The sequence below is a fragment of the Arthrobacter sp. 05N428_2 genome (genome assembly GCF_056397065.1).
On the sequence record NZ_JBFTMR010000004.1, the window covers coordinates 295,982 to 322,895 of the forward strand.

The following is a 26,914-nucleotide window of genomic DNA, read 5'->3' on the forward strand; positions in this document are numbered from 1 at the left end:
GCCCAAACCGCGCCTCTTGTGCCCCGCATCACAGCATTGTTACGGTCCCGTTGCCAGCCGCGCGACGGCGGCGTCGATCCGTTCGTCTGTGGCGGTCAGCGCCACCCGGATGAAGCCGTTGCCTGCGTCCCCGTAAAAGACGCCGGGGCCGACGACGATTCCGCGGTCCGCGAGCCTGCCGACCGTGTCCCAGGTGGCCTCTCCCGCCGTGGCCCAGAGGTAGAGCCCGGCAAGGGATTCGTGGATAGTCAGCCCGAAGCCCTCCAAGGCCGGGACGATCCGTTCACGGCGTCCGCGGTACAGGTCCTTTTGTGCCGCGACGTGGGCATCGTCCCCGAGGGCCGCCCGCATGGCTTCCTGGACCGGGTACGGCACGATCATGCCGGCGTGCTTGCGGCTGTTAACCAGGTTGGCTATGATCGCGCCGTCGCCGGCGACGAAGGCGGCCCGGTAGCCGGCCAGGTTGGACTGTTTGCTGAGCGAGTAGACCGCCAGCAGGCCCTCGTGGGACTCCCCTGCCACCCGGGGGTCGAGGATGCTGGGGACCGGGGAGCCGCCCCGCTGGACGTCCCAGTCGCCCCAGCCAAGTTCGGCGTAGCACTCGTCCGAGGCGACGACCGCCCCGAGTTCGCGGGCCTGATCGACGATCCGTTTCAGCGACGCGGCGGCCCGGACGCTGCCGGTTGGGTTGGCCGGTGAGTTAACCCAGACGAGGCGGACGCGTGCCCGGGTGCCGGCGTCGAGCTCGTCGAGGTCGTCCGCGGCCACGTGCTCGGCGCCCGCGAAGGTGGCACCGATGTCGTAGGTGGGATAGGCAACCGTCGGCCGGACTACGACGTCGCCCGGCTTGAGACCGAGCAGGAACGGCAGCCAGGCGACGAGCTCCTTGGATCCGACGGTGGGCATCACGTGCTGCGGGTCCAGCCCGGAGACGCCGCGGCGGCGGTCAAACCAGGCCACGACGGCCTCCCGGAGCGCCTGTGTGCCGTGCACCGTGGGGTAGCCGGGGGCGTTGGCCGCCGCCCGGAGCGCGTCCTGCACCAGGGCCGGCGTGTCATCGACCGGGGTGCCGATAGAAAGGTTGGCCGCTCCGCCGGGATGTGCGGCAGCGCGGGCCAGATAGGGCGCCATCGCTTCCCACGGGTAGTCGGGCAGGCTGAGGCCGAAGCTGCGCACCGCAGAGGTCACCGTTGCGCCGTCCTAGTTGTCTTGGTTCTGCGGCGGCAGGGCGGCGATCATCGCGTGGTCCGTGTGGGTGTTGCCGATCTTGGCGGCGCCGCCCGGGGAGCCGAGCACGTCGAAGAACTCGACGTTGGCCTTGTAGTAGTCGGCCCATTCCTCGGGGGTGTCATCCTCGTAGTAGATGGCCTCCACCGGGCAGACCGGCTCGCAGGCGCCGCAGTCCACGCACTCGTCCGGGTGGATGTACAGGGAACGCTCACCCTCGTAGATGCAATCGACGGGGCACTCCTCAATACATGCCTTGTCTTTGACATCAACACACGGCTGCGCGATTACGTACGTCACGTCCCTGGCCTCTCCACGTTGGTTCCGGCATTCCGCCGGTTCTTGCTCCCGGCTTGGGCGCCGGACTGCTGACTTCTGAGCCTATTATCTCCCAGCCCGATCCCGCGAACCTAGCCGGGCGTCACAGTGCCCGCGCCCCCTACGATGGACACGTGACTTCAACGACGCCCGAGCCGCAACGCTTCCTCTCCGACGTGCCCCTGGGCACCCGCGTGGTGGTGCGCTATCGGATCGAGGGTGGCCTTACGGACGCGCTCGGCGAGCTCGTGGCCAGGGCCGACGCTGATTGCACGGTCCGTACCCGGCACGACGACGTCGTCATCCCACTGGCGCTTGTCGTGGCTGCCAAGCGGGTTCCCCCCGCCCCGCCGCGGCGCCCCCGGGGACATGCCCTCCCCTAACCCTTTCCGTGGGACATGCCCTCCCCTAATCCCTTCCGTGGGACATACCCGCCCTTCCCGAGGAGCGATGGACATAATCCCACGATGTCCATCCGCGGCTCCGTGCGGAGAGCATGCTCATTGCTCCCGGCCCCGCGCGGGGAGCATGCCCATTTTTCGCGGGCCATTGGCCGCCGCACATCACTTTTGGGGTCAGAACAGTGGAACATGTCCAACGATAACGGTGGTGCAGGCATGTTCATCAGTGCCTGCGTGCGCCGTTCTGGTTCTTAGGCGGCAGCGGAGAGTCGGCTCAGAGCTTCCCGGACCATGGCGATGAATTCCTGCGGTCGATATTTCAACAACGGATAGCTCACGACCAACGTAGGGACGCCGAGCCGCGTAGTGACGTTCCACCGCCGTCGGTCCTCTTCGAAGCTGGTTCGGTCCATGTGGAAACCGGCGCCATCCGTCTCAATCCCCAGCCTGCCGTCCACCATGAGGTCCAGGTGGCCCATGCCGGGAATATTGACCTGTGACTCGACGTGAAACCCGGCCCGCCGTAACTGGAAGCGGGCCATGCACTCGATGACCGACTGCGACTGCGGAACAATCGAAGCGACGATCCGGCGCTCCCGTGCGTCGTTGCGGCCCGATAGCCGCTGTCGGAGGGCCGACAGCGGGAGGCCCTTGAGGACAACCGCGGATTCGGCAATGACGAGGCCATCCAATTCCGGCAAGCAACGCAGGCTCTGGACAACGGCGTCGAGAAGTGTCGGCGGCGCCGGTGCGCGGTGGCAGACAAAGCCCGGGTAGCTGCGGCTGTGGGTCAGGGCTACATGCTGCTGTTCGGGTGGCTCGAGAACCCAAAGACCGCCAAACTGGGCGGCACTCACGCAGGTAGGCTCAGCAGGAAGAGACCTGATGGCAACGAGTTGCGGATCCGCCGTCGGCAGGGCGTAAACCCCCCGGGACACCCGGGCCACGGCGCCGCTGCCTAAGGCCGCTTTGAGCTGGAAATCGGACACCCCGCCGGCAGCGAGGTGCTTGGCGCGGGCCACGCCGTCGTAGTCGGCAAGCACGTCGTTGATTTTGATCATGGGCCCATCGTGTCGTCGCGCGGCGGACAGGGCACAGCCCCGGTTTCCGCTATGTGCACAAGTCTTAGCCCGGTCCCGGGACGCACGGCTGGGCATCTCGTCCCCTCGCCTGGTGAGGCGGGGAGCTCGGCACAGCCGATGGGCTTGCCCCAGGGGTGCCCATCCACACGGGCGAAGAACGGGCATGCCCCACCGACGCGGGATCCAAGAATGGGCATGCTCCATCCGGACGGGGTGAGCGCTGGACAGGTCCCTCGGTCGGCCCAGGACATGTCCGGTGCTCGGCGCCAGCAGTGGACATGATGCCACTATGCCCACTCCCGGGCATGAAAAATGGGCATGTCCCATCCGGGCGGGCACCAAACCAGCACTATGCCTCACCAGCACCCAAGCACCCAAGCACCCAAGCACATCAGCACCCAAGCACTCCGGCCCCGGCGGCACTAGCGCCCGCGGGCGTAGCGGCGGCGCCAAGTGAGCATGCCGACCGTCACCACGGCAATCCCGAAGATCCAGAGGTTGCCGGCCAGGTCGCCGAGGATCAGGCGCCGGCCCGGCTCCAGCTTGGCCCACCAGCCCGTCAGCGCGTAGCACCCTGCGCCGCAGACTGCCGCCGGCACAACGGACCGGAATGCCGCCGCCAGCAGCAGCTCCACGGAGGCCAGCAACACCAGCGCGGCCACGGCGCCCCAGGGCAGTTCGAGGCCGGCGACGGGCACGGCTTGCCGGTGCAGGGCAGTGCCGGCCAGGGCAACAAAAAGAGCTGCCGGCAGGGCGGCGGCAATACCGCCTGCCCTACCGGCAGCTCTCTTGGTCACGTTGCAGAGCCGAAGCCCGGAGTCCGGGACTTAGACCTTCGCGCGGGCACGGTTGGACTTGGCGCGCTCGCTGGTGTCCAGGATGAGCTTCCGGATGCGGATGGCGTCCGGGGTGACCTCGACGCACTCATCTTCGCGGGCGAATTCGAGCGATTCTTCGAGCGTCAGATCGCGCGGCGGCGTCAGGTTCTCGAAGGTGTCGGACGATGCCGCACGCATGTTGGTGAGCTTCTTTTCCTTCGTGATGTTCACGTCCATGTCGTCGGCGCGGGAGTTCTCGCCGACGATCATGCCTTCGTAGACCTCCGAGGTGGGCTTGACGAAGAAGGAACCGCGTTCCTGCAGGTTGATCATGGCGAACGGCGTCACAACACCGGCGCGGTCGGCGATCATCGAACCGTTGGTGCGGTACTCGATCGGGCCGGCCCACGGCTCGTAGCCCTCGGAGATCGAGGCGGCGATGCCGGCGCCACGGGTGTCCGTGAGGAACTTGGTGCGGAACCCGATCAAGCCACGGGCCGGAACGATGAACTCCATGCGGCACCAGCCGGTGCCGTGGTTGGCCATGTTGGTCATCCGGCCCTTGCGGGCTGCCATCAGCTGCGTAACGGCACCCAGGTACTCTTCGGGCACGTCGATGGTCATGTGTTCCATCGGCTCGTGGATCTTGCCGTCGACGGTCTTGGTGACAACCTGGGGCTTGCCCACGGTCAGCTCAAAGCCTTCGCGGCGCATCTGCTCGACCAGGATGGCCAGCGCCAGCTCGCCTCGGCCCTGGACTTCCCAGGCATCCGGGCGCTCGGTGGGGAGCACCTTGAGGGAGACGTTACCGATCAGTTCCTTGTCGAGGCGGTCCTTGACCTGGCGGGCGGTGACCTTCGCGCCCTTGACCTTGCCGGCCAGCGGCGAGGTGTTGATACCGATGGTCATCGAGATGGCCGGGTCGTCAACCGTGATCAGCGGCAGCGGCTGCGGGTTGTCGACGTCGGTCAGGGTCTCACCGATGGTGATTTCCTCGATGCCGGCGACGGCGACAATTTCGCCCGGGCCCGCGGACTCGGCCGGTACGCGGTCCAGGGCCTTGGTGGCGAGCAGTTCGGTGATCTTGACGTTCTTGAGCTCGCCGTTGGCGCGGGCCCAGGCCACGGTCTGGCCTTTGCGCAGGGTGCCGTTGTAGATCCGCAGCAGGGCCAGGCGGCCAAGGAACGGCGAGGCGTCCAGGTTGGTGACGTGCGCCTGCAGGACACCGTTCGGGTTGTAGGTAGGCGCCGGGATGTGGTCGATGATCGTCTTGAACAGCGGCTCAAGGTCCTCGTTTTCCGGGGCAGAGCCGTCGGCGGGCTGTTCGAGCGAGGCGCGGCCGACCTTGGCGGCAGCGTAGACCACGGGGACGTTGAGGATCTTGTCCAGGTCCAGATCCGGAACTTCGTCGGCCAGGTCGGAGGCCAGGCCCAGGAGCAGATCCATGGACTCGTGCACAACTTCTTCGATCCGCGCGTCGGGGCGGTCGGTCTTGTTGACCAGCAGGATCACCGGCAGGTGCGCGGCGAGGGCCTTGCGCAGGACGAAACGGGTCTGCGGCAGCGGACCTTCAGAGGCATCGACGAGGAGAACCACGCCGTCGACCATAGACAGGCCGCGCTCGACCTCGCCGCCGAAGTCGGCGTGGCCGGGGGTGTCGATCACGTTGATCGTGATGGTCTCGCCGTTGGAGGACGGTCCGTTGTAGGCCACCGTGGTGTTCTTGGCCAGGATGGTGATGCCCTTTTCGCGTTCCAGGTCACCGGAGTCCATCACGCGGTCTTCGAGGTGGTTATGCTCGGCAAATGAGTTGGTCTGCTTGAGCATGGCGTCGACCAGAGTGGTCTTGCCGTGGTCAACGTGGGCCACGATCGCGACGTTGCGGAGGTCACTGCGCGATGCAGTGGCGACCGCGGTGTTGGTGGTGGTTTCAGACATGCGTAATTGCTCGATTCAGTGGTGAAGTCAGCTGTTGTATCGCGACATTTCCAACCGGAACGCACGACGGATCAACCCATAAAGACAGGGCTCCTTCCCCCTATTCTAGACGCTCGGGCATTTATTGGCCTAAAAAACGACGACGGCGCCGGCGCCTTGCGGTAGCCGCGTGGCGCGAAACACGCCCAAAAAGTGATAAAGCTCACTAGGTTTTGACCCGGGCGTGCCCCATGATAGCTGTGACAACAGCACGCCAGTCCGGAGACATCAATGCGCAACGCCTCGGCCCTGTATCGCTTCGTCGCACCGATGATCGCCGTAGGCGTACTGTTGGGCGGCTGCGGCCAGATCCCGTCCCAATCCGATACAGCTTCCTCCTCGGACGCCACCGCACCCACTGCCAGCGGCAAGGCCGTCCGTGTTCCCGCCGGCGCTCCGGGCGAGCCCGTGGCCGCCGGGGCCGGCCCGAAGTCCGGTCTCATCCCCCGGATGGACCCCGAATCGTTGCCCGCCGGCTCCGTGTACCGCAATCCCGCCAACGGCCGCGACGAAGTGATCGTCAAGGACATCCGGCACACGGCCGTGCTGATCGGTGACTCGCAGTCCGAACCCGTCATCGGGTGGCCCCGGCAGGGACTTGGCCGGGCCGGCTACAACGCGTACTTCTGTGGCCTCGGGGGAACCGGATTTGTCGCGGCGAACGGCAAGACTGGAAACTACATCGACGCCCTGCAACGCGGTGACTGGAAGCTGCCCTATGGCGCCCCTCCCCTGGTGGTGATCGAGGGCGGCGGCAATGACGCTGCCCGCGGCGCGACCGACGCCCAGATCGCTGCCAACGCGGACCGCCTGATCGCTGCCCTCCGGCAGCGCTACCCCGGTGCCAAAATGCTGATGATCGGCACCCTCGCCCGCGGCGCGAACTTCGGCGGCGGCCGCCGCACCCAGGTAGACACGCTGCTCGGGACCATCGCCGCCAAACAGAAAATCCCCTTCGTCAGCGTCGGTGACTGGCTCACCAAGTACAATCTGACCCGGCTGCTGGCCGACGGCGTGCACATGAACGCCGAGGGCCACACGGCCCTGGGCGCCCTGCTCGGCAGCCGGCTGCAGGAACTGGGACTCCGCGCGGACGACGCCGCCACCGCCGGCTGAGTTTCGGCGCAGCCGCACACCACTGTCAACACGAACGGGCAAACCGAAGGAGCCGGTGCCCACCCCGCGGGGTGGACAACGGCTCCCTGGCTTAACGCACCGGCCGGATCAGGCAACTTCCGGCGGAAGCATGAGCCCGGCGCCGGGAATGGCGTTGAGCAGTGCCTTGGTGTAATCCTGCTGCGGCGAGTCGAAGACGTCGTCCGTGGACCCGGTCTCGACGAGCTTGCCCTTCTCCATCACGCAGACGTGGTCGGCAATCTGCCGGACCACCGCAAGGTCGTGCGTGATGAACAGGTAGGTCAGGCCCAGTCGGGACTGCAGCTCGGCGAGCAGGTTCAGCACTTGCGCCTGCACCAGCACGTCGAGGGCCGAGACGGCCTCGTCGCAGATGATGACCTCGGGATCGAGGGCAAGGGCACGCGCGATTGCCACGCGCTGGCGCTGGCCGCCGGAGAGCTCGTTCGGGTACCGCTGCATGGTGGACTGCGGCAGCGCCACCTGGTCCAGCAGCTCCCGGACCTTCTTCTCGCGGCTGACCTTGTCCCCGATCTTGTGGGTCCGCAACGGCTCCTCGATGGTTCGGAAGATGTTGTACATCGGGTCGAGGGATCCGTACGGATCCTGGAAAATCGGCTGCACACGGCGGCGGAAGGCGAAGATTTCCTTGCTGTTCAGCGTGGAGGTGTCGACGCCGTCGAACACGATCCGGCCCGAAGTGGGCTGGAGCAGGTTCAGGACCATCTGCGCCACGGTGGACTTGCCGGAGCCCGACTCGCCCACGATCGCCGTCGTGGTGCCGCGCTTGACGCTGAAGGAGACGTCGTCCACCGCAGTGAAGTCGGTGGAGCGGCCGATGCCCGAACGCAGCTTGAAGACCTTGCGCAGGTTTTCAATCTGGAGGACCTCATCCGGCATCGCAGAGGCGACGACGACGTCCTCATCGGGTGCCAGCAGGTCCTCGGATTCGACGCCGAGTTCCTTGGCCGCCTGGATGCGCCGCGACGCCAGCGACGGCGCCGAGGCAACCAGGCGCTTGGTGTACGGGTGCTGCGGGTTCTGCAGCAGTTCCAGGGAAGGCCCGGATTCGACGACCTGGCCGCGGTACATCACAACCACCTTGTCCGCGCGTTCAGCGGCAAGGCCGAGGTCGTGCGTGATCAGCAGGACGGCCGTACCCAGCTCGGTGGTCATCTTGTCCAGGTGGTCCAGGATCTGCCGCTGCACGGTCACGTCCAGGGCCGACGTCGGCTCATCGGCGATGAGCAGGCGCGGCTGGCAGGACAGGCCGATCGCGATCAGGGCCCGCTGGCGCATGCCGCCGGAGAACTCGTGCGGGTACTGCTTGGCCCGCCGCGCGGCGTCGGGCAGTCCGGCCTCGGAAAGCACCTTCGCGACGTCGTCCGCACTGTCCGGGAGGCCGTTGGCCTTGAGCGTCTCGCGGACCTGGTAGCCGATCTTCCAGACCGGATTCAGGTTGGACATCGGGTCCTGCGGGACCATGCCGATGCTGTTGCCGCGCAGTTCGATCATGCGCTTTTCGCTGGCGTTGGAAATGTCCTCGCCGTCGAAGAGGATCTGCCCGCCGGAGACCCGGCCGTTGCTGGGCAGCAGGCCGATGGCGGCCAGGGCCGTCGTCGACTTGCCCGAACCCGATTCGCCGACAATAGCGACGGTTTCGCCGGGCATCACCGTCAGGTGGGCGTTGCGGACGGCGTTGACCTCGCCGCCGCTGGTCTTGAAACTGATCGCCAGGTCCTTGATCTCAAGCAGCGGACGCCGGGCGGCCGTACCTTCTTCATGGATTTCAACAGGGGCGTTCATGGCATCCCCTTTCATCGCTTGCGCGCTTTGGGATCGAGAGCATCACGCAAGGCGTCGCCCAGCATGATGAAGCTCAGAACGGTGATGGAAAGGGCGATGGCCGGGTAAAGCAGCGGCATCGGGTTGGACCGCAGCGACGCCTGCGCGGCCTGGATGTCGTTGCCCCAGGACATCACGCTGGGCGGGAGTCCGATGCCCAGGAAGGACAGCGTGGACTCCGCGACGATGAAGGTGCCGAGCGAAATCGTGGCGACCACGATGATCGGGGCGAGCGAGTTCGGCATGACGTGGCGCATGAGGGCGCCGAACTTGGAGACGCCGAGGGACCTTGCGGCGGTCACGAAGTCCGCGTTACGGACCTCGATGACGGCGCCGCGGGTGATTCTGGCGATCTGCGGCCAGCCGAAGGTCATCAGGATCAGGACCAGCGTCCACGCGGTCCGGTTGGCCCGGAACATCGGCAGCTGCATCACCACGATGGCGCCCAGGATCAGCGGCAGGGCGAAGAAGATGTCGTTGATGCGGGCCAGGACGGCGTCAACCCAGCCGCCGTAGTAACCGGCCAGCGCACCCATGATGCCGCCGATCAGGAGGACACCGATGGTGGTGAACAGGCCGACGGTCACGGAGGAACGGGTACCGAAGATGACCCGGGCAAACACGTCGCAGCCCTGCTGGGTGAAGCCCAGCGGGTGCCCGGACGAGGGGCCGCCGTCGGAGTTGGCCAGCTGGCACGCCTCGGCGGTCGGGTCGATCGGCGAGAAGAGCCCCGGGAATAGGGACACCGCGACGACGACCAGGATCAGGAAGGCGGAGATCAGGAACAACGGCTGCTTGCGCAGGTTCCGCCAGGCCTCGGCCCAGAGGCTGAGCGGGGCCTGGTCCTCCTTGACCTTGTCCGTTGCCTGCAATGGCGTCTCGGCAAAGTCGGCGACGAAGTGCTCGATGTGGCGCGTGGCGGGCGCCGAAGCATCCTGCCGAGCGGTGTTGGAATCAGGAGTCATAGCGGATCCTCGGGTCAAGCCAGGCGTACAGCAGGTCAACGAGCAGGTTGGAGAGGCAGTAGATCAGCACCAGCACGGTGACAATCGAAACCACGGTGGGGCCCTCGCCGGACAGCACGGCACGGTACAGCCGGTTGCCCACGCCGGGCACGTTGAAAATGCCTTCGGTGACGATCGCGCCGCCCATCAGGGCGCCCAGGTCGGCGCCAAGGAAGGTGATGACGGGAATCAGGGAGTTTCGCAGGATGTGGACGCGGACCACGCGGAACCGGGACAGGCCCTTCGCGGTGGCGGTGCGCACATAGTCCGCGCTCATGTTTTCGATGACGCTCGTGCGGGTCAGGCGCAGCACGTAGGCGAAGGAGCCCAGGCCCAGCACGATCGCCGGGAGGATGAGGTCCTGCACCGTGGCCGCCGAGCTGACCGTCGGTTTAGCCCAGCCCAGCTGCACACCGATGGTGAACTGCAGCAGGAAGCCCAGGACGAAGATCGGAATGCCGATAACGATCAGGGAGGCGACCAGCACGGTCGCATCAAAGAACTTGCCTTTGCGGAGACCGGCGATCAGGCCGAAGATGATGCCGAAGACGGCCTCGAAAACCAGGGCCATCACGGCGAGGCGGGCGGTCACCGGGAAGACCTCACCCAGCACCGCGGCGATGGGCCGGCCGGAGAAGTCCTGGCCGAGGTCAAAGGTGAAGATGCTCTTCAGGTAGAGAAGGTATTGCATCCAGAACGGCTGGTCCAGGTGGTACTGGACCCGCAGCTTCGCGGCAACGGCCTCATTGACCGGCTTGTCGCCGAACAGGGCGACGATCGGGTCGCCGGGGAGGCTGAAGACCAGGAAGTAGACCAGCAGCGTTGCACCCAGAAAAACGGGAATCAGTTGGAGAAAGCGCTTGAGGATGTAGGTCGCCATCAGCGAAGCCCATCCTTGCCAGCAAGCATCCCGTCCAGGGATGCGGCGGAGTTGTCCATCAAAGAACCTTTTCAGTAATGATGCGGTCCGACGCCGGAACAGTCACGGTCGCCGGGCTGCGAAAGTACGCCCGCGGCTTGGGCCGTCAGGGATAAAGCGGGATGAAACAAAACAACGGCGGAGGCCCCAGTCCAGGCAGCCCCCGCCGTCGTTCTATTGTTACTTGCCGGAGATGTTGTAGTACAGCGGGACGCCGTCCCAGCCGTAGTCAACGTTGGTGACCTTGTCGCTCCAGCCACCCTGGGCAACCTGGTACCACAGCGGGATGGCCGGAAGGTCGGTCAGGAGGATCTCCTGGGCCTTGTTCATGGCCTTGTTGCCGTCGGCGACGGACGGGGCGTTCAGGCCGTCGGTGACGGCCTTGTCGAACGCCGGGTTGGCGTACTTCGCGTCGTTGGAGCCTGCACCGGTCTTGTAGATCGGGCCGAGGAAGTTGTACAGCGACGGGTAGTCGGCCTGCCAGCCGGCGCGGATGGCACCGGTCAGCGTCTTGGCGGTAGCGTCGTTGCGGGCTTCCTTGAAGGTAGCGTACGGCTTGCCCTCAACCTTGATGCCGAGAGTGTTCTTCAGCTGGTTCACAACAGCTTCGACCCATGCCTTGTGGCCGCCCTTGTCGGCGTTGTAGGCGATGGTGAAGGTCTGGTTGGGATCCCACTTCTGGATGGCGTCGGCCTTGGCCCAAGCGTCCTTGGCCTTGGTGGCATCGAACTTCAGGTTGTCCGAGCCGGGGATCGAGTCGCTGTAACCGTCCAGGACGGGGGCAGTGAAGTCCTTGGCCGGCTGGCGGGCGCCGCTGAAGATGACCTTGGTGATCTCGTCGCGGTTGATCGCCATCGAGATGGCCTGGCGGCGCAGCTTGCCGGCGTCACCACTCCACTCCGGCAGGTATTCCGGGATGGCGATGGTCTGGTTGCCGGCGTACGGCTTGTTGATGGTGCGGTCACCGAGGTCGGACTTGTAGTTCTTCAGCGCGCTCGTCGGGATGGTCTGCAGGATGTCCAGGTTGTTGGACAGCAGATCCTGGTACGCGGCGTCGTCATTCTGGTAGATCTTGAACGTCACGCCGGCGTTCTTGGCCTTGCGCGGGCCGTTGTAGTCCGGGTTCGGAACGAGCTGGATCTGCACGTTGTGCTGCCAGCCGCCGTCCGCCATCTTGTACGGGCCGTTGCCGACCGGCTTCTCGCCGAAGCCCTTCGGGTCCTTCAGGGCGCCGGAGGGAACCGGGACGAAGGCGGTGTAGCCGAGGCGCAGCGGCCAGTCGGATTCCGGCTGGGACAGTTCAACGGTGAACGTCTGGTCGTCAACGACCTTCAGGCCGGACATGGTCTCGACGGTGGAGCCTTCCTTGCTCGCCTCGTCGTAGCCCTTGATGCTTTCGAAGAAGTTGCCGCTGAGCTGCGCGTTCTTGGCAGCCGCGCCGAAGTTCCAGGAGTCGACGAACGTCTTGGCCGTGATGGCTTCGCCGTTGGTGAACTTCTGGTCCTTCTTGATCTTGATGGTGAAGTGCTGGCCGTCCTTGCCTTCAATGGACTCGGCCAGTTCGTTGACGGGCTTGCCGCTGGGGTCGTAGCTGACAAGGCCGGAGAACATCATGTCGATGACCTTGCCGCCGCCAACCTCGTTGGTGTCTGCCGGCATCAGCGGACGCTGGGGCTCTGAGCCGTCGGCGACGATGACTTTGGTGGTGTCGCCACCGGTGCTGCCGCCGGCGGTGTTGGAACCGCCTCCGCCGCAACCGGTCAGGGCCAGAGCGGCGATTGCCACCATGCCCAGTGCTTTGGAAGTGCGCGTGAAACGCATTCCGCCTCCTAAGAGTTGTGGGAGTTCGTAGGGAAAGACTTGTGCTTCCCGGCAGGTCCGGGCACAGAAGTATCCTGTGACGTGGCCTACATATGGAAGTAGCCTAACCGCAAAAAGTCCGAATGATGGAACTCTGTTGCCAAACCGTGACCCGACGATCTCGTGACAGCTAGCGTCAACCGCAACCTGTTTCAAGTCACACGTTACCGGCTGGTATGATTCGCGCTCTTCATCTCCCGGTTAGGCTGCGTTAACCGAAAATTCCCGCAAATGCGCCCTAGTTCGCCCCCGAAAGCAGTTGCGCACGGAGCTCCCTGCGCTCGCGCTGTTTCTCCGGATCCGGCAGCGGGACCGCTGCCAGGAGCCGCTGGGTGTACGGCTCCTGCGGGTTCCGCAGAATCTGGTCCCGGCTGCCCTGCTCGACGATCCGGCCCCGCTGCATCACGCAGATCCGGTCGGCCAGGACATCCACCACGGCCAGGTCGTGGGTGACGAACAGGCAGGCGAAGCCGAGTTCTTTCTGCAGGTTCTGGAAGAGTTCGAGAACCTTGGCCTGGACCGAGACGTCGAGGGCCGAAGTGGGTTCATCGGCCACCATCAGCTTCGGCTTCAGCGACAGGGCCCTGGCGATGCCCACGCGCTGCTTCTGTCCGCCGGAGAGTTCGTGCGGGTAGCGGTTGCGGTAGTCGCGGGGCAGCTCCACCTGGTCCAGCAGGGCTTCGATCCGCCCCTGGAGTTCGGCCCCCTTGGCCACCCCGGCGAGGAACATCGGCTCGCCGATGCTTTCACCGATCGGCAGGCGCGGGTTCAGCGACGACGAGGGGTCCTGGAAGACCATGCCGACGTGCCGGCGCATTTCGTGCAACTGCCGGCCGTTTTTCTTGGCGGCCGAGATGTCCTGGCCCACCACCTTCATGCTGCCCGCGGCAACCGGCAGCAGGCCGACGGCGGCCCGCCCGATCGTGGTCTTGCCCGAGCCTGATTCGCCCACCAGGCCAACCACCTGGCCGGGGTAGATTGCCAGATTCGCGCCTTCGACCGCGCGGAATGCCGGCACGCGCCCCTGTTTGGGGTATTCGATGGCCACGTCGGTGAGCTCCAGGACGGGTTCTCCCGGCGGCTTGACCGTTTCCGCCGCGGCCAGCGCGGCCGAGTTTTCGCGCTCGCGCCGGAGCAGTTCCGAGCGCGGGATGGCCTGGATCTCGGCCTGCGTGGCGGCGGCGAGGGCGGCCGTGACGTCGACGTCGTCGGCGCTCTCGCCGCCCTGGCCAAGGTGCGGGACGGCGGCCAGCAGCGCCTGGGTGTACTCGTGCTGCGGGTTGTGGAAGATCTCCGCCGCGGTGCCCGACTCCACGATCCGTCCCCGGCGCATCACGGCGATCCGGTCCGCGAGGTCCGCCACCACACCCATGTCGTGGGTGATCAGGACGATCGCGCTGTCCAGCTTGTTGCGCAGGTTGCGCATGAGGTCGAGGATCTCCGCCTGGACGGTGACGTCAAGGGCGGTCGTGGGCTCGTCCGCGATCAGCAGCTTGGGGTCGCAGGAGAGCGACTGGGCGATCATGGCGCGCTGCCGCTGCCCGCCGGACAGCTGGTGCGGGTAGGACTTGAAGGCCTTTTCCGGGTCCGGCAGTTCGACGAGTTCGAGCATCCGCAGGGCGCGTTCCCTGGCCTGGTCCGGCGACACCTCGTTGTGCAGCCGGATGGTCTCCACGATCTGCGCCCCTACGGTGTAAACCGGGTTCATGGCGGTCATAGGCTCCTGGAAGATGACCGCGACGTCCTTGCCGCGAACGGCGCGGATGTTCGATTCGTTGGCGCCGAGCAGTTCCTTGCCTGCCAGCTTCACGCTGCCGCTGACCCGGCTGTTGCTTGGCAGCAGGCCCAGCAGCGCCATCGAGCTGGCGCTCTTGCCGGACCCGGACTCCCCCACGATTGCCAGGACCTCGCCGGCACGCACCTCGTAGTTGAGGCCGATGGCCGCGGGAACCCACTTCTTGTCCACGCCGAAGTCGACGCTGAGGTCGCGGACCTCCAGGACGGTGTCACCTTTTCCGGGCACGGGAGCCGGGAGCGGATCCAGGGTGATGAAGTCAGTCATGATGGGTTTTTCCTTCCGCCCGGGCCACCGTCGCACCGGTGATTAGTGCTGTGACCGGGAATACTGAATTATGGGGGGCATGAGCACTGTGCCCGACGCCGGAAACGTTGAAATCTTCAAGGCCCGGTCGAACTCGTGGTTCGCCTGGCTGTCCTGGTTGGTAGCGGCCGTCGGCGTGGCGGCCACCGTCGCCGCGGCCGGCCCCGAGGGGCTGCTGAGCACGGCGCCGCTGCTGCTGGTGGCGTTCCTGGGCTGGCAGTTCTTCTGGCTGCCCGCCGTCGTGGTGCACGACGGCGGCGTCACCCTGGAGAACCCGTTCCGCACGGTCCTGGTGCCCTGGGCCGCCCTGGTGCATGTGGACACCCGTTATGCCCTCACGCTCGTCACGGCGCAGAAGAGCTACGCCGCCTGGGCCGCGCCGGCGCCCGGCATCTGGGGCGGACGCAATGCCCGACCGGAAGACCTGCACGGGCTCCCGGACATCAGCTACGGCCCCGGAAAATCGGTGCGGCCAGGAGACCTCAGGTCCACCGACTCCGGCCAGRCCGCCCGGCTGGTGCGCACGCGCTGGCAGGAACTGGTGGAAAGCGGGACGCTGGCCGCCGGCGACGCACCAGCCGACGCCGACGGCACGGCGGTGGCCGTGACGCCCCGCTGGGCCGCGGTCGGCGTCGTCGTGGTGCTGCTCGCGGCCAGCTACTGGACGGTCGCCGCCCTGTAGCCGGCCGCCCGTCCGGCCGCCGGCCGCGGGCCTGAGCCTGCCGCGCATCTAGCTGTCCTTGGATCCGTCGAAGGCACTGACTGCGGTCTTCTCCGGGGGCGTCCCTGCAGCTGACGCCGCCCCTTCGCGCGCCTTTTTGGCGTTGAATTTCTTCTGCCGCGGGTCGAAGGCGTCCCGCAGCCCGTCGCCGATGAAGTTGATGCTCAGGCAGATCAACACGATGAACAGGCCCGGGAACCAGAACAGCCAGGGCCGGGTGGAGAAGGCCTGCTGGTTCTGCGAGATGAGCAATCCGAGGGACGTGTCCGGCGCCTTGACGCCGACACCGAGGTAGCTCAGCGCCGTTTCGGTGAGGATCGCGGCGGACATGGTGAGCGTGACGTTCACGATCAGCACGCCCACGGCGTTGGGCAGGATGTGTTTGAAGATGATCCGCGCGTTGCTGGCGCCGGAGATCCGGGCAGCGTCCACGAACTCGCGTTCGCGCAGCGAGAGGAACTCGCCGCGCATGAGCCGGGCCAGGCTGACCCAGCTGATCAGGCCAAGGAAGATGCCCAGGGCCAGGACGCCGTTGGTGCTCGCGAATGACGCGAACCAGCTGCCGGAGTCACGCCGTCCTGCCATCTGGGCCATGACCGCGGCCAACAGCAGTGCGGGAATGATGATAATGACGTCGGTGAGGCGCATCAGGATGGCCTCGGACCAGCCGCGGAAGTACCCGGAGATGGCGCCGACCACAACGCCGATCAGCCCGGCGATGAGACCGATCACGACCATGACGGTGATGGACTGCTGCGCGCCGCGCATGGTCATCGCGAACAGGTCGCGGCCGATCCGGTCCTGGCCGAAGGGGTGCTCGCCCCAGGCCAGCGGCCAGAGCGAGGAGGTGGGTGCGCCGTCGTTGACCAGCGACGATACCTGCTCGTGGTTGTATTTCCACCAGCCCGGGATGCCCAGGTAGCCCACCGAGGTGAAGGCGAGGAGGAAGATCAGGGCAAAAACCACGAGCCCGATGATCGCGCCGGAGTGCCCGAGGAAGCGCTTGCGGACAATCTGGCCCTGGCTCAGGCCCTTGGACTCGAGGACGGGCTCGATGCCGGCCGCCGGGGCACCGTTCAACACGGCGTCCTCGGCCATAATTTCATCCTGCTGGCTTGGCTGGCTCATGCTTTTACCCTTACGCGCGGATCAAGTGCGGAGTAGGCGAGGTCCGCAACGAGGTTGAAACCCATGGCCGTGATGGCCACACAGACGAAGACGCCCATCACCGGGTTGGGGTCGATGTGGGAGATGCCGTCAAGGAAGAGGAAACCCATGCCCCGGACCGAGAAGACTGATTCGGTGATGACCGCGCCGCCGATCAGGCCGCCGATATCGAAGGCCACGATGGTGGCGATCGGAATCAGCGCGTTGCGGAAGGCGTGCCGCATCACGACGGTGCGCTCCGAGACGCCCTTGGCGCGCGCGGTCCGGATGTAGTCCATGTTCATGATTTCCAGCATCGAGGCCCGGGTGAACCGCGTGTAGCTGGCCAGGGAGATCAGGATCAGGGCCATCGTCGGCAGGATCAGGTGGGTGAACGAGTCCAGGCCGAGAACCCAGAAATCGCCGTCGATGTTCGGCGTGCTGGCCCCGATGGTCGCAATCGGCCGGCCCCGGACCCGGCTGTTGTTGAAGTAGCTCGGCCAGGCCTGCATGAAGCGGTCCAGCAGGATCATAAATCCGACCAGGAAGGACGTGATGGCTGCGGCACGCATGGACTGGCCGCGGTCGTACCCGCCCATCACGTAACCGATCCCCAGGCCCACTGCGATGGCGGCAACGGCCAGCAGCACGATCATCAGGAAGGTCGCCTCATTGAGCAGCGGCTGGACCAGGAAGTACAGGACCACGCCGACGCCGACGGCGATCAGCGCCGACTGCAGAGCCTTGCGGTTCTTCAGTCCGGCCGACAGCAGGGTGACGGCGAAGGCGATGCCGACACCCGCGATGGCGATGACGACCGGGCCGAGGCCCGGCGTCTTGAACCACTCGGTGGCGGAGAAGTAGATCAGCACCGCGCTCACGAATGCGAACACGGCACCGCCGGCGGTCAGGCGCCGCTTCGGAGCGCCACCGGAGGCGACGGCAGCCACGATGCCCAGCCCGACGCCGATCGCCAGTGCCACCGGCAACGGCACGTCCGGGCTCCGCAGGAAGTTGTTGAAGCCGATGGCGCCGAATTCCTTGAGCAGGACGGCGACCCAGAAGATCGGCAGCGAGAAGAACAGGAAGGCCATGAACGTCACGCCGTAGTCCAAGGTGCTGTACTGGCGCAGGGCGGTGATGATGCCCAGCGTGATGCCGATCAGGATGGCCAGCACTGTGGCGCCAGTGACCAGCGTCAGGGTCTGGATGAGCGCATGGCCCAGCGCGTCCGTAACGGGCTGGCCGGCGATGTTCTTGCCGAGGTCACAGGAGTTGGCGAACGGAATGAGGCACTGGGCCGCGCCCCCGAGCCACTTGAAGTAGCGGACAGGGGCGGGGACGTCGAGTTGCAGGAGCTGGGTGCGCGAGTCCATCAACGCCTGTTTTTGTGGCGAGTTGTTGGCGCGGAATTCCTCTAGGGGGTCTCCGGACGCCGCTGTCAGGAGATACACCAGGAAGGAGGCGCCGAGAAGAATGAGGGCTGCTGTCATAAGCCGCCGGACTATGTAAGTCACCATTGAAGAAGAACCTCGGTATTCGGGCCCAGGGATTGCCAGGACCGGTCGCAGAGTTCGGCCGGGTGCCGCGGGGATTCGGTGGCGGCCAAGCCATCGTCGGGTGGTGCCGCTAGAAAGGCGTCGGGACCGTAGAGCCGTGGTCCCGACGCCTTTAGCTAGCAAGTACTACTTGCGGTCGTCGGCTACTTCTGAGCCCACTCCCAGAAGTTCCACCAGACACCGGTCTGGTTCGGCATGTACTTCACGCCGGTGATGCGGTCGCTGTAGGCGTCCACGCCGACCGACTGGAACAGCGGCAGGCCGTAGCTGGAATCCCAGATCTTCTTGTCGATCTGCTCGACCAGGCTGTCCTGCTTGCTCTTGTCGGTGGTGACAATCAGTTCGTCCATCAGCTTGTCAGCTTCGGGATCGGAGAACTTGTTGAAGTTGGAGTCGTTGCCGGTCTTGAAGATCTGCGGGACGCCGGAGACGCCCACACCCGAGTTGCTCCAGCCGAAGATGGTGGCGTCGTAGCCACCCTTGCCCAGGGCCTTGCCCCAGTCAGACTTGCCGAGGCCGCCGTCGACGATCTTGAAGCCGGCCTTGGTGGCGGACTCGCGGATCAGGGAGAAGGCGTCAACGCGGTTGGGGTTGTCCTTGTTGTACATGATGCGGACTTCGGGAGTGGCACCGTTAAGCAGCTTCTTGGCACCGTCGACGTCTGCAGCCTTGTAGGCCGAGGAGCCGTTGTTCTTCACCGAATCGGCGTACGAAGCCTGGTCCGGGACGAACAGCTGGGAATCCAGCGGGGCCGCCTTCGGGTCAAGCTTCTTGACGATCTTGTCGACGATATCCTGGCGCGGAACAACCTTCATGAACGCATCGCGCACGTTCTTGTCGGCGAACGGTCCGCTGTAGTTCAGGTCGAGGTGGTCATAGGCGAGCTGGTTGCCCACGTCGACAGTGACACCCTGGCTCTGGAGCGCCTTCAGCTGGTCCACCGTGTCGGCAGAAGCCTGCGGTGCGATGATGTCTGCTTCGCCGTTCTTCAACGCCTGGACCTGAGCGGGAGCCTCACCGATGTAGCGGACGGTGATCTCATCCAGGTTTGCTGCCGGGCCCCAGTTGTAGTCCTTGTTCTTGACCATGGTCAGGGACTGGTCCTGGTTGACGCTCTTGACGATGAAGGGACCGTTGGACAGGTAGAGACTCGGGTCTGCCGGCAGGGTCTTGGTGTCAAAACCGGTGTTCCACATGTCGGACATGATCTTCAGCTGGGCATTTGCCGGCTTCGGGGCCTTCGAGTCGCCGCGAGGCGTGCCCTTGAGCAGGTCCACGAAGGCCTTGGTATCAGCCAGTCCGGCTTTCTTGGCGAGCACGTGGGCCGGGATGTCGACGCCGGGACCGCCGAGGGCGATTTCCCAGTCGGCGAAGGGCTTGGAGTACTTGATGGTCATGGAACGGCCGTCCGCGCCCATTTCCGGGAAGTCGGTAAGCGCGATGCCGGTCGGGTCGCCGGCATAGGAGAAGTAGGACGTTCCGGTCTTGGCGTCTGCGTCGGCGTCGTTGTAGTAGCCGGAGAAGGCGGCCCACTGCAGGAGGAGGTCGGCGGCGGTGACGGGGGTCCCGTCGGACCACTTGACGCCGTCGTTGATGGTGTACTTGACCGTCAGCGGGTTGTCAGAGGTCTTTTCCATCTTGCCAAACTTCTCGTTGCGTACAACGTTCAGCTTGTTATCGATGTAGTAGAACCCGGAGTGGGTGGCGTAGCTGATCTTCGAGTTGATGTCAGTGTTGCCGTCAGCGGTGTTCGGGTTGAACGTGTTGAATGCGTTCACCTCGACGACCGTTGCCGATCCGCCTGTCTTGGCTGCCGCAGCAGTCGACGGGGTTGTCCCGCCGCCGCCGCCCGCGCAGGCACTCAGTGCGAGTGCAGCTGCCGCCGCGACCCCCACTGCTTTGGAAATACGACCGAAGCGCATTCCGCCTCCTTGTTTCTGTGGTGTGGATGAGACCGGCACCGTTGGCGCCAGGCAGACGTCCACACTCCCCCAGCGGCAGTGTGGTCCGTCTCACATGGCATGAAGCGTAAACCCAGAGCGACGCGGAACAGCATGAAAGTTGACCGCAGATAACGTTCGTTATCGAGCTGCAACAATTGACGGCCCCGTATGTAAAATCTTGTCGAAATTCGTTGACGGATACGGAACGACGGGATAGGGACGAAAACGGAAAAACCCACGATTCATATGAATCGGCGCTTTTCGAGTTAATCGGCCATTACCGCTCCCGGCTGCCAGCGCACGAACGGCCGCTTTCCCGGGGAACCGTCTTGCCGGGTAACTTCCCGCCATGGCCGGTGGAAACCATTGATCCCGCGCCTACCATGGGAATCAACCGTGCCCGATCCCTGAAGGAAGCCCATGCCCGATTCCTCCCGCCCGCTACGCAAGCTTGGATTCCTCACTATCGGTTTGTTCGATCCGGCGGACCCAGCTGCGGGGCACGAATCGACATTGCAGGTAATAGAACTGGGTGAGCGGCTCGGATTCGACAGCGCATGGCTGCGCCACCGCCATTTGCAGTTCGGGATCTCCTCCCCCATCGCGGTCATGGCTGCGGCCAGCCAGCGCACCTCCCGGATCGAGCTAGGAACCGCCGTGACGCCGATGGGCTGGGAAAACCCGTTGCGCCTGGCCGAGGACCTGGCCACCGTGGATCTGCTGGCAGGCGGACGAGTCAATCCGGGCCTGAGCGTAGGTGAACCGATGCACTACGACACGGTGAAGCACGAGCTGTACCCGGACTCCGCCGAGCTGGAGGATTTCAGCTACGCCCGAGTGGAGCGGCTCGCGCGCTTCATTGCCGGGGAACCGGTCCGGCAATTCTCCGGCAAGCAGGGCGTCGTGGAGGAATTCTCCAACCGCGTCGAACCGCACTCTTCGGGGCTGCGAGGACGTCTTTGGTATGGGGCGGCCAGCAAGAAGTCGGCCATCTGGGCCGGGGAAAACGGATTCAATCTGCTCTCCAGCAGTGTGGTCTTCGCCGAAGCCGGCCAGGAACCGGCTTTTGCCCAAATCCAGCAATCACAAATCCGCGCCTATCGGGAAGCCGCAGCAAAGTCAGCTCAAGCACACGGAGCAGCCCGGGTCTCGCAGGGCCTGGTGGTGATCCCGACCGATTCGGCGTCACCGAAACAGCGCGAAAAGTACCAACGCTACGTTGACGAACGCACTCCCCGTACGCTGTCGCCGCAGGGGCCAAAAGGGATGCTCTTCGCCGCCGACCTGATCGGCACCAGCGATCAGATTGCCGCGCAGCTGCACGCGCACGCAGGGTTCCAGGAAGTCGACGAGGTCGCCTTCGCGTTGCCGTTCAGCTTCGACCATGCGGACTACGTCCAAATCCTCACCGACATCGCCACGAACCTGGGTCCGGCCCTGGGCTGGGCCCCGGCCGGAGTCGAGCACCTGGGACGCACCTCGTAACGACGCTCACTCAGCGGGATTCGGCCTACCCGTTAAAGCGGCACGCAGCTCAAACACCCGCGCACGCTAGAGACGGGCCATGGGCTTAGGGCCTAGCCCGCATTGCCGGGCTCGGGGCCGACACCTCACGGCTATCAAGGACGATAGCTGCTGCCCGCTCTGTCGTTGTGACCGATGGATCCTGTAGCCGCCCAGCTGGCCAGTAGCTTGAGTCGCTCGGCGCTGGGCGAGCCGGGTTCGGCAGTGTAGATCATGAGGACGCAGCCTGGGTCGGCGGTGATGATGAGTTCTTCATAGGCAAGAGTGAGTTCGCCAACCACCGGGTGGTTGAATCGTTTTGTGCCGGACCCGTGGGTCCGGACGTCATGGGCGCCCCAGAGGTGCCGGAACACATCGCTGCGCGTGGACAGCTCACCGACGAGGTCCTGGAGGCCTTTGTCGTGGGGATCTCGGCCGGCTTCGGTCCGCATGATCGCCACGCACATCTCAGCGAAAAGCTCCCAGTCAGGATAGAACTCCCGGGATGCAGGGTCTAGGAACTGGAACCGGGCCAGATTCGGTGTGCGGCCGCCGTCGCCGATGAGGGGCGAGTAGAAAGCTCGGCCGAGCTCATTGGTGGCTAGGAGGTCTTGGTGTTGGTCGCGTACGAAAGCGACGCCATCAGTGATCGTGCTGAGCACCCAGTGCAGACTGGGTCGACTGACGGCGTTCTTGGTGGACCTCCGGCGGGGACGCCCGGATAGCGGAATACCGTCGGCCGCACGGGCCAGGTCGAAGAGATGTGTCCGCTCTGTGTCATCGAGGAGAAGCGCGCGGGCGATGGCGTCAAGCACGGACGAGGAAGCTCCGCCGATAGCACCACGTTCGAGCTTGGCGTAGTACTCAACGCTGACATCTGCGAGTGCCGCAACTTCCGTGCGGCGAAGCCCGGCAACGCGCCTGTTCGCCCCGGCGGGCAGTCCGGCCTGTTCGGGAGTGACCTTCGCGCGGCGCGACATCAGGAAATCGCGTACCTCGGCTTTATTGTCCATGCCACGAGAATACGTCCCTCCAACTCTTGTTGAGGTGCCCTGGTGGTACACCCCTTGACAGAGACTCCCGCCCCGGGCGGTTCGCGCGTTGACTGGATATTGACTCCCCCGTTCCCGACCAGCAAGTAACCGCGCAACCCAGTCGCGGGCAAGGAGAAGAATGACCACCACTACCACCGCTCCGGCGCCGGCCCCGGAATCTACTGCGACTCCGAAACGGCTGCCGCTCGCCAGTCTGGCCGCTCTTGCGGTCATCGGCTTCGTCCTCGTCGCAATGGAGACCATGCCGGCCGGTCTACTGCCCCTTATCGCCACCGGGATGGGGACCACCGAAGGCACCGTCGGACTATTCGTCAGCGCCTACGCCCTCGGCACAGTGATCATCACGATCCCCGCCATCACCCTGACCCGGGGCATGCGCCGCAAGCCATTACTCCTCGGCGCGATCCTCGGCCTCATCCTGGCCAACAGCACCACCGCCCTCTCCAGCGACGTGCCCCTGTCACTGGTATCGCGGTTCGCCGCGGGCGCGTTCTCGGGAATCATCTGGGGGATGCTGGCCGCCTACGGCCGGAAAATCAGCCCACCCTCCCAGGCAGGCCTGTCGCTGGCGATCGTCTCCGTCGGGGCGCCCGTCGGATTCGCCCTCGGCACACCACTGGGGGCCTGGCTCGGAACGACCTTCGACTGGCGGTGGGCCTTCGCCGGACTCACCGCGGTTGCCGTGATCGCCGGAGCCTTCATCGCTGCGATCGCGCCAGACGCCGAGGGGCAGCCCGGAGTCTCCCGGCTTCCGCTGGCCAGGGTGTTCCGCATCCCCGGCATCGCCGTGATCCTGGCCGTCATCTTCACCTGGATGCTGGCCCACAACACCATCTACACCTACATCGCCCCCTATCTGCGCACTACCAGCACCAACCTCACCGCCGACGTCGAACTCTTCATCTTCGGAGTAGCCTCGATCGCCGGAATCATCATCACCGGGGCGCTCCTGGACCGCCATCCCCGCCCGCTCCTGCACGGCAGCGTCGCCCTTTTCATCACTGCCGCCGTGGTGCTGCTGGTGGGGCATGCGTTCCTGCCGGCGGTGATCGCCGCGACCGTGCTGTGGGGCATCACCTTCGGCGGCGCCGCCGCCCAACTCCAAGCCGCGCTCACGACCACCGGAGGCGCAGACTCCGACGTCGCCAATTCATTCCTGCCCGTGGCGTTCAACCTCGCCATCTTCACCGCCGGCATTCTCGGCGCCGCACTGCTGACGAACTTCAGCGGCCTCATCCTGGCGGTCGTGATGATCGTAGCCGGACTGGCCGCGCTCATGCTGACCATCTACGGGCGCCGCACCGCATTCCGCGCCCACCTCTAGCAACATCGGCTGGGCCGCCGATTCGCCCCATGTCCCCGGAAAGGATCTAAGTATGAGCACGACGCCTACCGCGCGATGGACGACCGCGAAGCCCTAGTGATGGTCGCGTTTTAGCCAGCACGCGGCCGGGCCCGTGCCGTTCAGGACTGTATGCCCCGGCTGCAACCGTCAAGGACCGCAGCACTCCTATCAAAAGAAGGAAGAGAACATGACCGAACAACCCAGGCAGGTCGGCGGCGGGCGCAAGATGTTCGGGGCTTCGCCCCGAAGCTCGCCGCGCTCACCGACGACGTGCTCTTCGAGGATGTCTGGAACCGGCCCGAGCTCTCCGCCCGCGACCGCAGCCTCATCACCGTGGCCGTGCTCACCGCCGGCGGCAACACCGAACAGCTGGGCTTCCACCTGGGCCGCGCCGTCGAGAACGGCGTGACCCGCGACGAACTCATCGAAGCCATCACCCACATCACGCTCTACGCAGGCTGGCCCAAAGGCATGGCCGCGATGGGCGTAGCCAAGCAACTCTTCGCAGACAACGCCTAAGGAATCCACTATGAACATTGAACCCGCTCTGCCCACCACCAAGAACCCGGCAGCCCAGTTCGCCGGCGACGTCTGGCTCGACCCGATCGCGCTGCCGCACGAGTCCGACCAGACCATGGTCGTCGCCACCGTTCGCTTCGCGCCCGGCGCCCGCACCGCCTGGCACTCCCACGAACATGGCCAGTACCTCCGCGTGACCCAGGGTGTGGCCCGTTTCGGCGGCCGCGACGGCACCATCATCGAGGTCCACCCCGGCCAGACCCTATACACCCCGCCCGGTGAAGAGCACTGGCACGCAGCGGGCCCCGGCTGCTTCATGGAACACATCGCCATGCTCCAAAACGGCGAAGACCCGTCCAAGACCACAACCTGGGGCGAACACATCACCGACGACGAATACAACGGCACCCTGCCCTGATACCAGCCGGCACCCATCGGCGTCGATTTGCATAAGGCGTGCGGGTTCGCGGCGAAGATATGGGCAATAGATCGTCGCCGACTCCCGTTTTTCACGCCGGCGACGCCGGGACTCCCGAACGACGGGGGCGGCTTTCTAGTGTGGGATGCGGGGGTGGCGTGCGGTGCGGGAATAGATGCCGGCGCGGTCACGATCAGCGCCACGACCCCTGCCGCCCACGCGATCCCGGCGCACCAGCTGTAGGATCCTTTCCACGTCGGGCGTGGCTCAGGGTCTGGAACGAATGGAGGATGGGATGGGAATTTGGCGAGGAGCCAGGTTGTCGGAACACCCCGCGATACGGCTGGCCGGCATGTCCAACGCTGCAACTCACGGAGAGATTATCGTGAACGCCCTGCCGGGTGTCGTCACCCTGGATGCCCTCTCACACATCGATCCGGGCGCGATGGAGGGCAAGGTTCTGCTCGACACGGCGCTCCCGCTAAAACGTCACGAGGGCCTTCCTCCCACCCTGACCGGTGTGGAGGAACTGAGCCTCGCCGAGCAGATCCAGCACGCTCACCCGGCGTGCGGGTCGTGAAGACGCTGAATACGATGGCGGCGCCGCTCATGGTCGATCCGGGGCGGGTGCCCGGTGACCACGTCGTCTTCGTCACCGGCAACGACATCGAGGCCAAGAAGACCGTGCGTGCCCTCCTGAGACAGTTCGGCTGGGAAAATGACGTCATTCACGACCTCGGCGACGTGCGGGCCTCCCGCGGACCCGAAATGTACGCCTACCTTCTGTTTCAGCTCGCAGCCTCGTTCGGCTCGTTCGGCTTCAACATCGCGATCAACCGCGCAGCCTCAACGGGCGGGGACATCCGTACTGCTCACGAAGGAGAGTAATCATGGCTCGCATCCTGATCACCGGGTCAGCTGACGGACTGGGCCGCCTCACCGCAGAGGCACTGCAGGGCCAAGGACACGACGTCATCGTGCACGCCCGAAACACTGACCGGGCAACGCACCTTCGCCCTCTCACCGACCACGGTGCCGGCATCGTCATCGGAGACTTCGCCGATCGCGACGCCGTACGCCGTATCGCCGCCGAACTGGTCGAACAGGCACCGCTGGACGCCGTCATCCACAACGCCGGTGTCTGGAGCGGGCGGGACGTCATGCCCGTCAACATCATCGCCCCGTACCTATTGACCGCGCTTCTTCCACTCCCGGAACGGCTGGTCTACCTCAGCAGCGCGTCCCACTTCGGCGGCCAACCGCGCCTGGACGGTGTCGACTGGCAGGGCAAGAGGGGCGGCTCCTACGGTGACAGCAAGCTCTACGTCAGTACCCTCGCCGCGGCCATTGCCCGCATGTACCCGGAGGTACTGTCCAACTCCGTCGACCCCGGATGGGTACCCACCCGAATGGGCGGAGCCGGAGCCCCCGACAGCCTCGAACTAGGCCACCGCACGCAGGAGTGGCTCGCCACCAGCGATGACCCTGAAGCGCGCACCAGCGGCGGATACTGGCGCCACCAGCACCCACAAGAACCCCACCCCTCCGTTCACGACACGGCATTCCAGGACCGGCTCCTCTCGGCCCTCGCCGACGAAACCGGTGAACACCTCCCCCGGCGCTGAAGCAGGTCCATAGCAAACGCATTCCGCTTGCTCTCAACGTCATTGCATGAGGGTTGTCTCTCAGACGAAGTGTTTCTGAGACACCTCTGATACCCCAGCCCGGGGATCCGTTACGCGCGACGGCGACCGCACCATGATCGGGACCTCAGCCGCCGGGTGCAATGGCTACCACTGCGACGTTCCTCCTCGGACCCGAAGTGCCTGCATCACCGTCTCGGACCTCCTCATGGATGGCGGGGTCATCGCAGCCATGCGGGCCGGGCAACTCGAGGATCAAACTCCGGGGCTACCACCCCAGCTGTCCACAGCCGGGAGTCAATTCGGGTTGTCCACAGCTGGAATAGTGAGCAACTGGTGTAGCTCCCCAACCGCCGTAGCGTTGGATAACCCGAGG

24 protein-coding genes are annotated in these 26,914 nt (G+C 65.4%); 10 read left to right on the plus strand and 14 right to left on the minus strand.

All coding sequences use genetic code 11. From position 1 onward, the window contains the following. Positions 1 to 39: 39 nt before the first annotated feature. Together dapC and fdxA are read right to left on the minus strand one after the other, a co-directional pair. Positions 40 to 1,188, minus strand: coding sequence for a succinyldiaminopimelate transaminase (dapC, locus tag AC1DGI_RS06180; RefSeq protein ID WP_476898132.1), 1,149 nt, complete (start codon positions 1,186 to 1,188; stop codon positions 40 to 42). 12 nt (positions 1,189 to 1,200) lie between these two features. Then, complete coding sequence (gene fdxA / locus AC1DGI_RS06185) at positions 1,201 to 1,527, minus strand: ferredoxin (protein ID WP_441403110.1); 327 nt, start codon at positions 1,525 to 1,527, stop codon at positions 1,201 to 1,203. Between the two features lie 152 nt (positions 1,528 to 1,679). Between fdxA and AC1DGI_RS06190 the strand changes: the two genes are divergently transcribed. Next, positions 1,680 to 1,928: a putative acetyltransferase gene (locus AC1DGI_RS06190; protein WP_476898133.1), complete on the plus strand. Its 249-nt coding sequence runs from the start codon at positions 1,680 to 1,682 to the stop codon at positions 1,926 to 1,928. A 269-nt stretch (positions 1,929 to 2,197) separates the two neighbouring features. Here the strand turns inward: AC1DGI_RS06190 and AC1DGI_RS06195 are convergent, their stop codons facing one another. The 3 genes from AC1DGI_RS06195 to typA all read right to left on the minus strand — a co-directional run bounded on the left by AC1DGI_RS06195 (position 2,198) and on the right by typA (position 5,784). Then, positions 2,198 to 3,007, minus strand: coding sequence for a hypothetical protein (locus AC1DGI_RS06195; RefSeq protein WP_476898134.1), 810 nt, complete (start codon positions 3,005 to 3,007; stop codon positions 2,198 to 2,200). A gap of 443 nt (positions 3,008 to 3,450) precedes the next feature. Next, positions 3,451 to 3,825 (minus strand): hypothetical protein, encoded by a 375-nt coding sequence (locus AC1DGI_RS06200; protein ID WP_476898135.1) that lies wholly within the window; start codon positions 3,823 to 3,825, stop codon positions 3,451 to 3,453. 30 nt (positions 3,826 to 3,855) lie between these two features. Next, entirely contained in the window at positions 3,856 to 5,784 is a 1,929-nt protein-coding gene (gene typA, locus AC1DGI_RS06205) for a translational GTPase TypA (protein ID WP_476898136.1), read from the minus strand. A 270-nt stretch (positions 5,785 to 6,054) separates the two neighbouring features. Here typA and AC1DGI_RS06210 point away from each other — a divergent pair, with 270 nt between their 5' ends. Then, positions 6,055 to 6,939, plus strand: a complete 885-nt coding sequence (locus AC1DGI_RS06210) for an SGNH/GDSL hydrolase family protein (RefSeq protein ID WP_476898137.1) — start codon at positions 6,055 to 6,057, stop codon at positions 6,937 to 6,939. A gap of 108 nt (positions 6,940 to 7,047) precedes the next feature. Here AC1DGI_RS06210 and AC1DGI_RS06215 read toward each other — a convergent pair whose 3' ends face one another. The 5 genes from AC1DGI_RS06215 to AC1DGI_RS06235 form a co-directional block, all read right to left on the minus strand. Then, complete coding sequence (locus AC1DGI_RS06215; protein ID WP_441400894.1) at positions 7,048 to 8,763, minus strand: ABC transporter ATP-binding protein; 1,716 nt, start codon at positions 8,761 to 8,763, stop codon at positions 7,048 to 7,050. A gap of 11 nt (positions 8,764 to 8,774) precedes the next feature. Next, positions 8,775 to 9,767, minus strand: coding sequence for an ABC transporter permease (locus AC1DGI_RS06220; RefSeq protein WP_476898138.1), 993 nt, complete (start codon positions 9,765 to 9,767; stop codon positions 8,775 to 8,777). Continuing rightward, positions 9,757 to 10,686 carry an ABC transporter permease gene (locus AC1DGI_RS06225; RefSeq protein WP_441400898.1) on the minus strand — a complete coding sequence of 310 codons (930 nt, stop codon included), beginning with the start codon at positions 10,684 to 10,686 and terminating at the stop codon, positions 9,757 to 9,759. The genes AC1DGI_RS06220 and AC1DGI_RS06225 overlap by 11 nt, the downstream gene beginning before the upstream one ends. Before the next feature lie 219 nt (positions 10,687 to 10,905). Then, positions 10,906 to 12,546, minus strand: coding sequence for a peptide ABC transporter substrate-binding protein (locus AC1DGI_RS06230; RefSeq protein WP_441400900.1), 1,641 nt, complete (start codon positions 12,544 to 12,546; stop codon positions 10,906 to 10,908). Between the two features lie 277 nt (positions 12,547 to 12,823). Further along, positions 12,824 to 14,647 carry an ABC transporter ATP-binding protein gene (locus tag AC1DGI_RS06235; RefSeq protein WP_441400902.1) on the minus strand — a complete coding sequence of 608 codons (1,824 nt, stop codon included), beginning with the start codon at positions 14,645 to 14,647 and terminating at the stop codon, positions 12,824 to 12,826. Between the two features lie 79 nt (positions 14,648 to 14,726). Between AC1DGI_RS06235 and AC1DGI_RS06240 the strand changes: the two genes are divergently transcribed. Next, positions 14,727 to 15,368, plus strand: a complete 642-nt coding sequence (locus tag AC1DGI_RS06240) for a PH domain-containing protein (RefSeq protein WP_476898139.1) — start codon at positions 14,727 to 14,729, stop codon at positions 15,366 to 15,368. A 48-nt stretch (positions 15,369 to 15,416) separates the two neighbouring features. Here AC1DGI_RS06240 and AC1DGI_RS06245 read toward each other — a convergent pair whose 3' ends face one another. From AC1DGI_RS06245 to AC1DGI_RS06255, 3 genes are all read right to left on the minus strand, one after another. Beyond that, a complete protein-coding gene (locus AC1DGI_RS06245; protein ID WP_476898140.1) occupies positions 15,417 to 16,535 on the minus strand; it encodes an ABC transporter permease in 1,119 nt (372 codons plus the stop codon). After that, positions 16,532 to 18,073 (minus strand): ABC transporter permease, encoded by a 1,542-nt coding sequence (locus AC1DGI_RS06250; RefSeq protein ID WP_476898141.1) that lies wholly within the window; start codon positions 18,071 to 18,073, stop codon positions 16,532 to 16,534. The genes AC1DGI_RS06245 and AC1DGI_RS06250 overlap by 4 nt, the downstream gene beginning before the upstream one ends. 182 nt (positions 18,074 to 18,255) lie before the next feature. After that, positions 18,256 to 20,034 carry an ABC transporter family substrate-binding protein gene (locus tag AC1DGI_RS06255; RefSeq protein WP_441402048.1) on the minus strand — a complete coding sequence of 593 codons (1,779 nt, stop codon included), beginning with the start codon at positions 20,032 to 20,034 and terminating at the stop codon, positions 18,256 to 18,258. A 441-nt stretch (positions 20,035 to 20,475) separates the two neighbouring features. Here AC1DGI_RS06255 and AC1DGI_RS06260 point away from each other — a divergent pair, with 441 nt between their 5' ends. Beyond that, positions 20,476 to 21,540: an LLM class flavin-dependent oxidoreductase gene (locus tag AC1DGI_RS06260; RefSeq protein WP_476898142.1), complete on the plus strand. Its 1,065-nt coding sequence runs from the start codon at positions 20,476 to 20,478 to the stop codon at positions 21,538 to 21,540. Between the two features lie 134 nt (positions 21,541 to 21,674). Here the strand turns inward: AC1DGI_RS06260 and AC1DGI_RS06265 are convergent, their stop codons facing one another. Continuing rightward, positions 21,675 to 22,571 (minus strand): helix-turn-helix transcriptional regulator, encoded by an 897-nt coding sequence (locus AC1DGI_RS06265; protein ID WP_476898143.1) that lies wholly within the window; start codon positions 22,569 to 22,571, stop codon positions 21,675 to 21,677. A 160-nt stretch (positions 22,572 to 22,731) separates the two neighbouring features. Between AC1DGI_RS06265 and AC1DGI_RS06270 the strand changes: the two genes are divergently transcribed. The 6 genes from AC1DGI_RS06270 (at position 22,732) to AC1DGI_RS06295 (ending at position 26,520) form a co-directional block, all read left to right on the plus strand. Beyond that, positions 22,732 to 23,937: an MFS transporter gene (locus tag AC1DGI_RS06270; protein ID WP_476898144.1), complete on the plus strand. Its 1,206-nt coding sequence runs from the start codon at positions 22,732 to 22,734 to the stop codon at positions 23,935 to 23,937. A gap of 150 nt (positions 23,938 to 24,087) precedes the next feature. Further along, positions 24,088 to 24,477: a carboxymuconolactone decarboxylase family protein gene (locus tag AC1DGI_RS06275; protein WP_476898145.1), complete on the plus strand. Its 390-nt coding sequence runs from the start codon at positions 24,088 to 24,090 to the stop codon at positions 24,475 to 24,477. Between the two features lie 10 nt (positions 24,478 to 24,487). Then, the gene (locus tag AC1DGI_RS06280) at positions 24,488 to 24,895 is read left to right on the plus strand and encodes a cupin domain-containing protein (protein ID WP_441399866.1); all 408 of its coding nucleotides are present in this window, start codon (positions 24,488 to 24,490) and stop codon (positions 24,893 to 24,895) included. Between the two features lie 319 nt (positions 24,896 to 25,214). Beyond that, on the plus strand, positions 25,215 to 25,475 hold the full coding sequence (locus AC1DGI_RS06285) for a hypothetical protein (protein WP_476898146.1): 261 nt from the start codon (positions 25,215 to 25,217) through the stop codon (positions 25,473 to 25,475). Next, a complete protein-coding gene (locus AC1DGI_RS06290; protein ID WP_476898147.1) occupies positions 25,472 to 25,783 on the plus strand; it encodes an NAD(P)-binding domain-containing protein in 312 nt (103 codons plus the stop codon). Before AC1DGI_RS06285 ends, AC1DGI_RS06290 begins: the two co-directional genes overlap by 4 nt. A 2-nt stretch (positions 25,784 to 25,785) precedes the next feature. Continuing rightward, positions 25,786 to 26,520, plus strand: a complete 735-nt coding sequence (locus AC1DGI_RS06295; protein ID WP_476898148.1) for an SDR family NAD(P)-dependent oxidoreductase — start codon at positions 25,786 to 25,788, stop codon at positions 26,518 to 26,520. Positions 26,521 to 26,914: the final 394 nt, after the last annotated feature.

What these genes read in the sequence shown, in the direction of transcription:
- AC1DGI_RS06195 (WP_476898134.1), bottom strand. Translation starts at nt 3,007, where the DNA reads ATGATCAAAATCAACGACGTGCTTGCCGACTACGACGGCGTGGCCCGC.
- typA (WP_476898136.1), bottom strand. Translation starts at nt 5,784, where the DNA reads ATGTCTGAAACCACCACCAACACCGCGGTCGCCACTGCATCGCGCAGT.
- AC1DGI_RS06210 (WP_476898137.1), top strand. Translation starts at nt 6,055, where the DNA reads ATGCGCAACGCCTCGGCCCTGTATCGCTTCGTCGCACCGATGATCGCC.
- AC1DGI_RS06215 (WP_441400894.1), bottom strand. Translation starts at nt 8,763, where the DNA reads ATGAACGCCCCTGTTGAAATCCATGAAGAAGGTACGGCCGCCCGGCGT.
- AC1DGI_RS06220 (WP_476898138.1), bottom strand. Translation starts at nt 9,767, where the DNA reads ATGACTCCTGATTCCAACACCGCTCGGCAGGATGCTTCGGCGCCCGCC.
- AC1DGI_RS06225 (WP_441400898.1), bottom strand. Translation starts at nt 10,686, where the DNA reads ATGGCGACCTACATCCTCAAGCGCTTTCTCCAACTGATTCCCGTTTTT.
- AC1DGI_RS06230 (WP_441400900.1), bottom strand. Translation starts at nt 12,546, where the DNA reads ATGCGTTTCACGCGCACTTCCAAAGCACTGGGCATGGTGGCAATCGCC.
- AC1DGI_RS06235 (WP_441400902.1), bottom strand. Translation starts at nt 14,647, where the DNA reads ATGACTGACTTCATCACCCTGGATCCGCTCCCGGCTCCCGTGCCCGGA.
- AC1DGI_RS06245 (WP_476898140.1), bottom strand. Translation starts at nt 16,535, where the DNA reads ATGAGCCAGCCAAGCCAGCAGGATGAAATTATGGCCGAGGACGCCGTG.
- AC1DGI_RS06250 (WP_476898141.1), bottom strand. Translation starts at nt 18,073, where the DNA reads ATGGTGACTTACATAGTCCGGCGGCTTATGACAGCAGCCCTCATTCTT.
- AC1DGI_RS06255 (WP_441402048.1), bottom strand. Translation starts at nt 20,034, where the DNA reads ATGCGCTTCGGTCGTATTTCCAAAGCAGTGGGGGTCGCGGCGGCAGCT.
- AC1DGI_RS06260 (WP_476898142.1), top strand. Translation starts at nt 20,476, where the DNA reads ATGCCCGATTCCTCCCGCCCGCTACGCAAGCTTGGATTCCTCACTATC.
- AC1DGI_RS06265 (WP_476898143.1), bottom strand. Translation starts at nt 22,571, where the DNA reads ATGGACAATAAAGCCGAGGTACGCGATTTCCTGATGTCGCGCCGCGCG.
- AC1DGI_RS06270 (WP_476898144.1), top strand. Translation starts at nt 22,732, where the DNA reads ATGACCACCACTACCACCGCTCCGGCGCCGGCCCCGGAATCTACTGCG.
- AC1DGI_RS06275 (WP_476898145.1), top strand. Translation starts at nt 24,088, where the DNA reads ATGCCCCGGCTGCAACCGTCAAGGACCGCAGCACTCCTATCAAAAGAA.
- AC1DGI_RS06280 (WP_441399866.1), top strand. Translation starts at nt 24,488, where the DNA reads ATGAACATTGAACCCGCTCTGCCCACCACCAAGAACCCGGCAGCCCAG.
- AC1DGI_RS06295 (WP_476898148.1), top strand. Translation starts at nt 25,786, where the DNA reads ATGGCTCGCATCCTGATCACCGGGTCAGCTGACGGACTGGGCCGCCTC.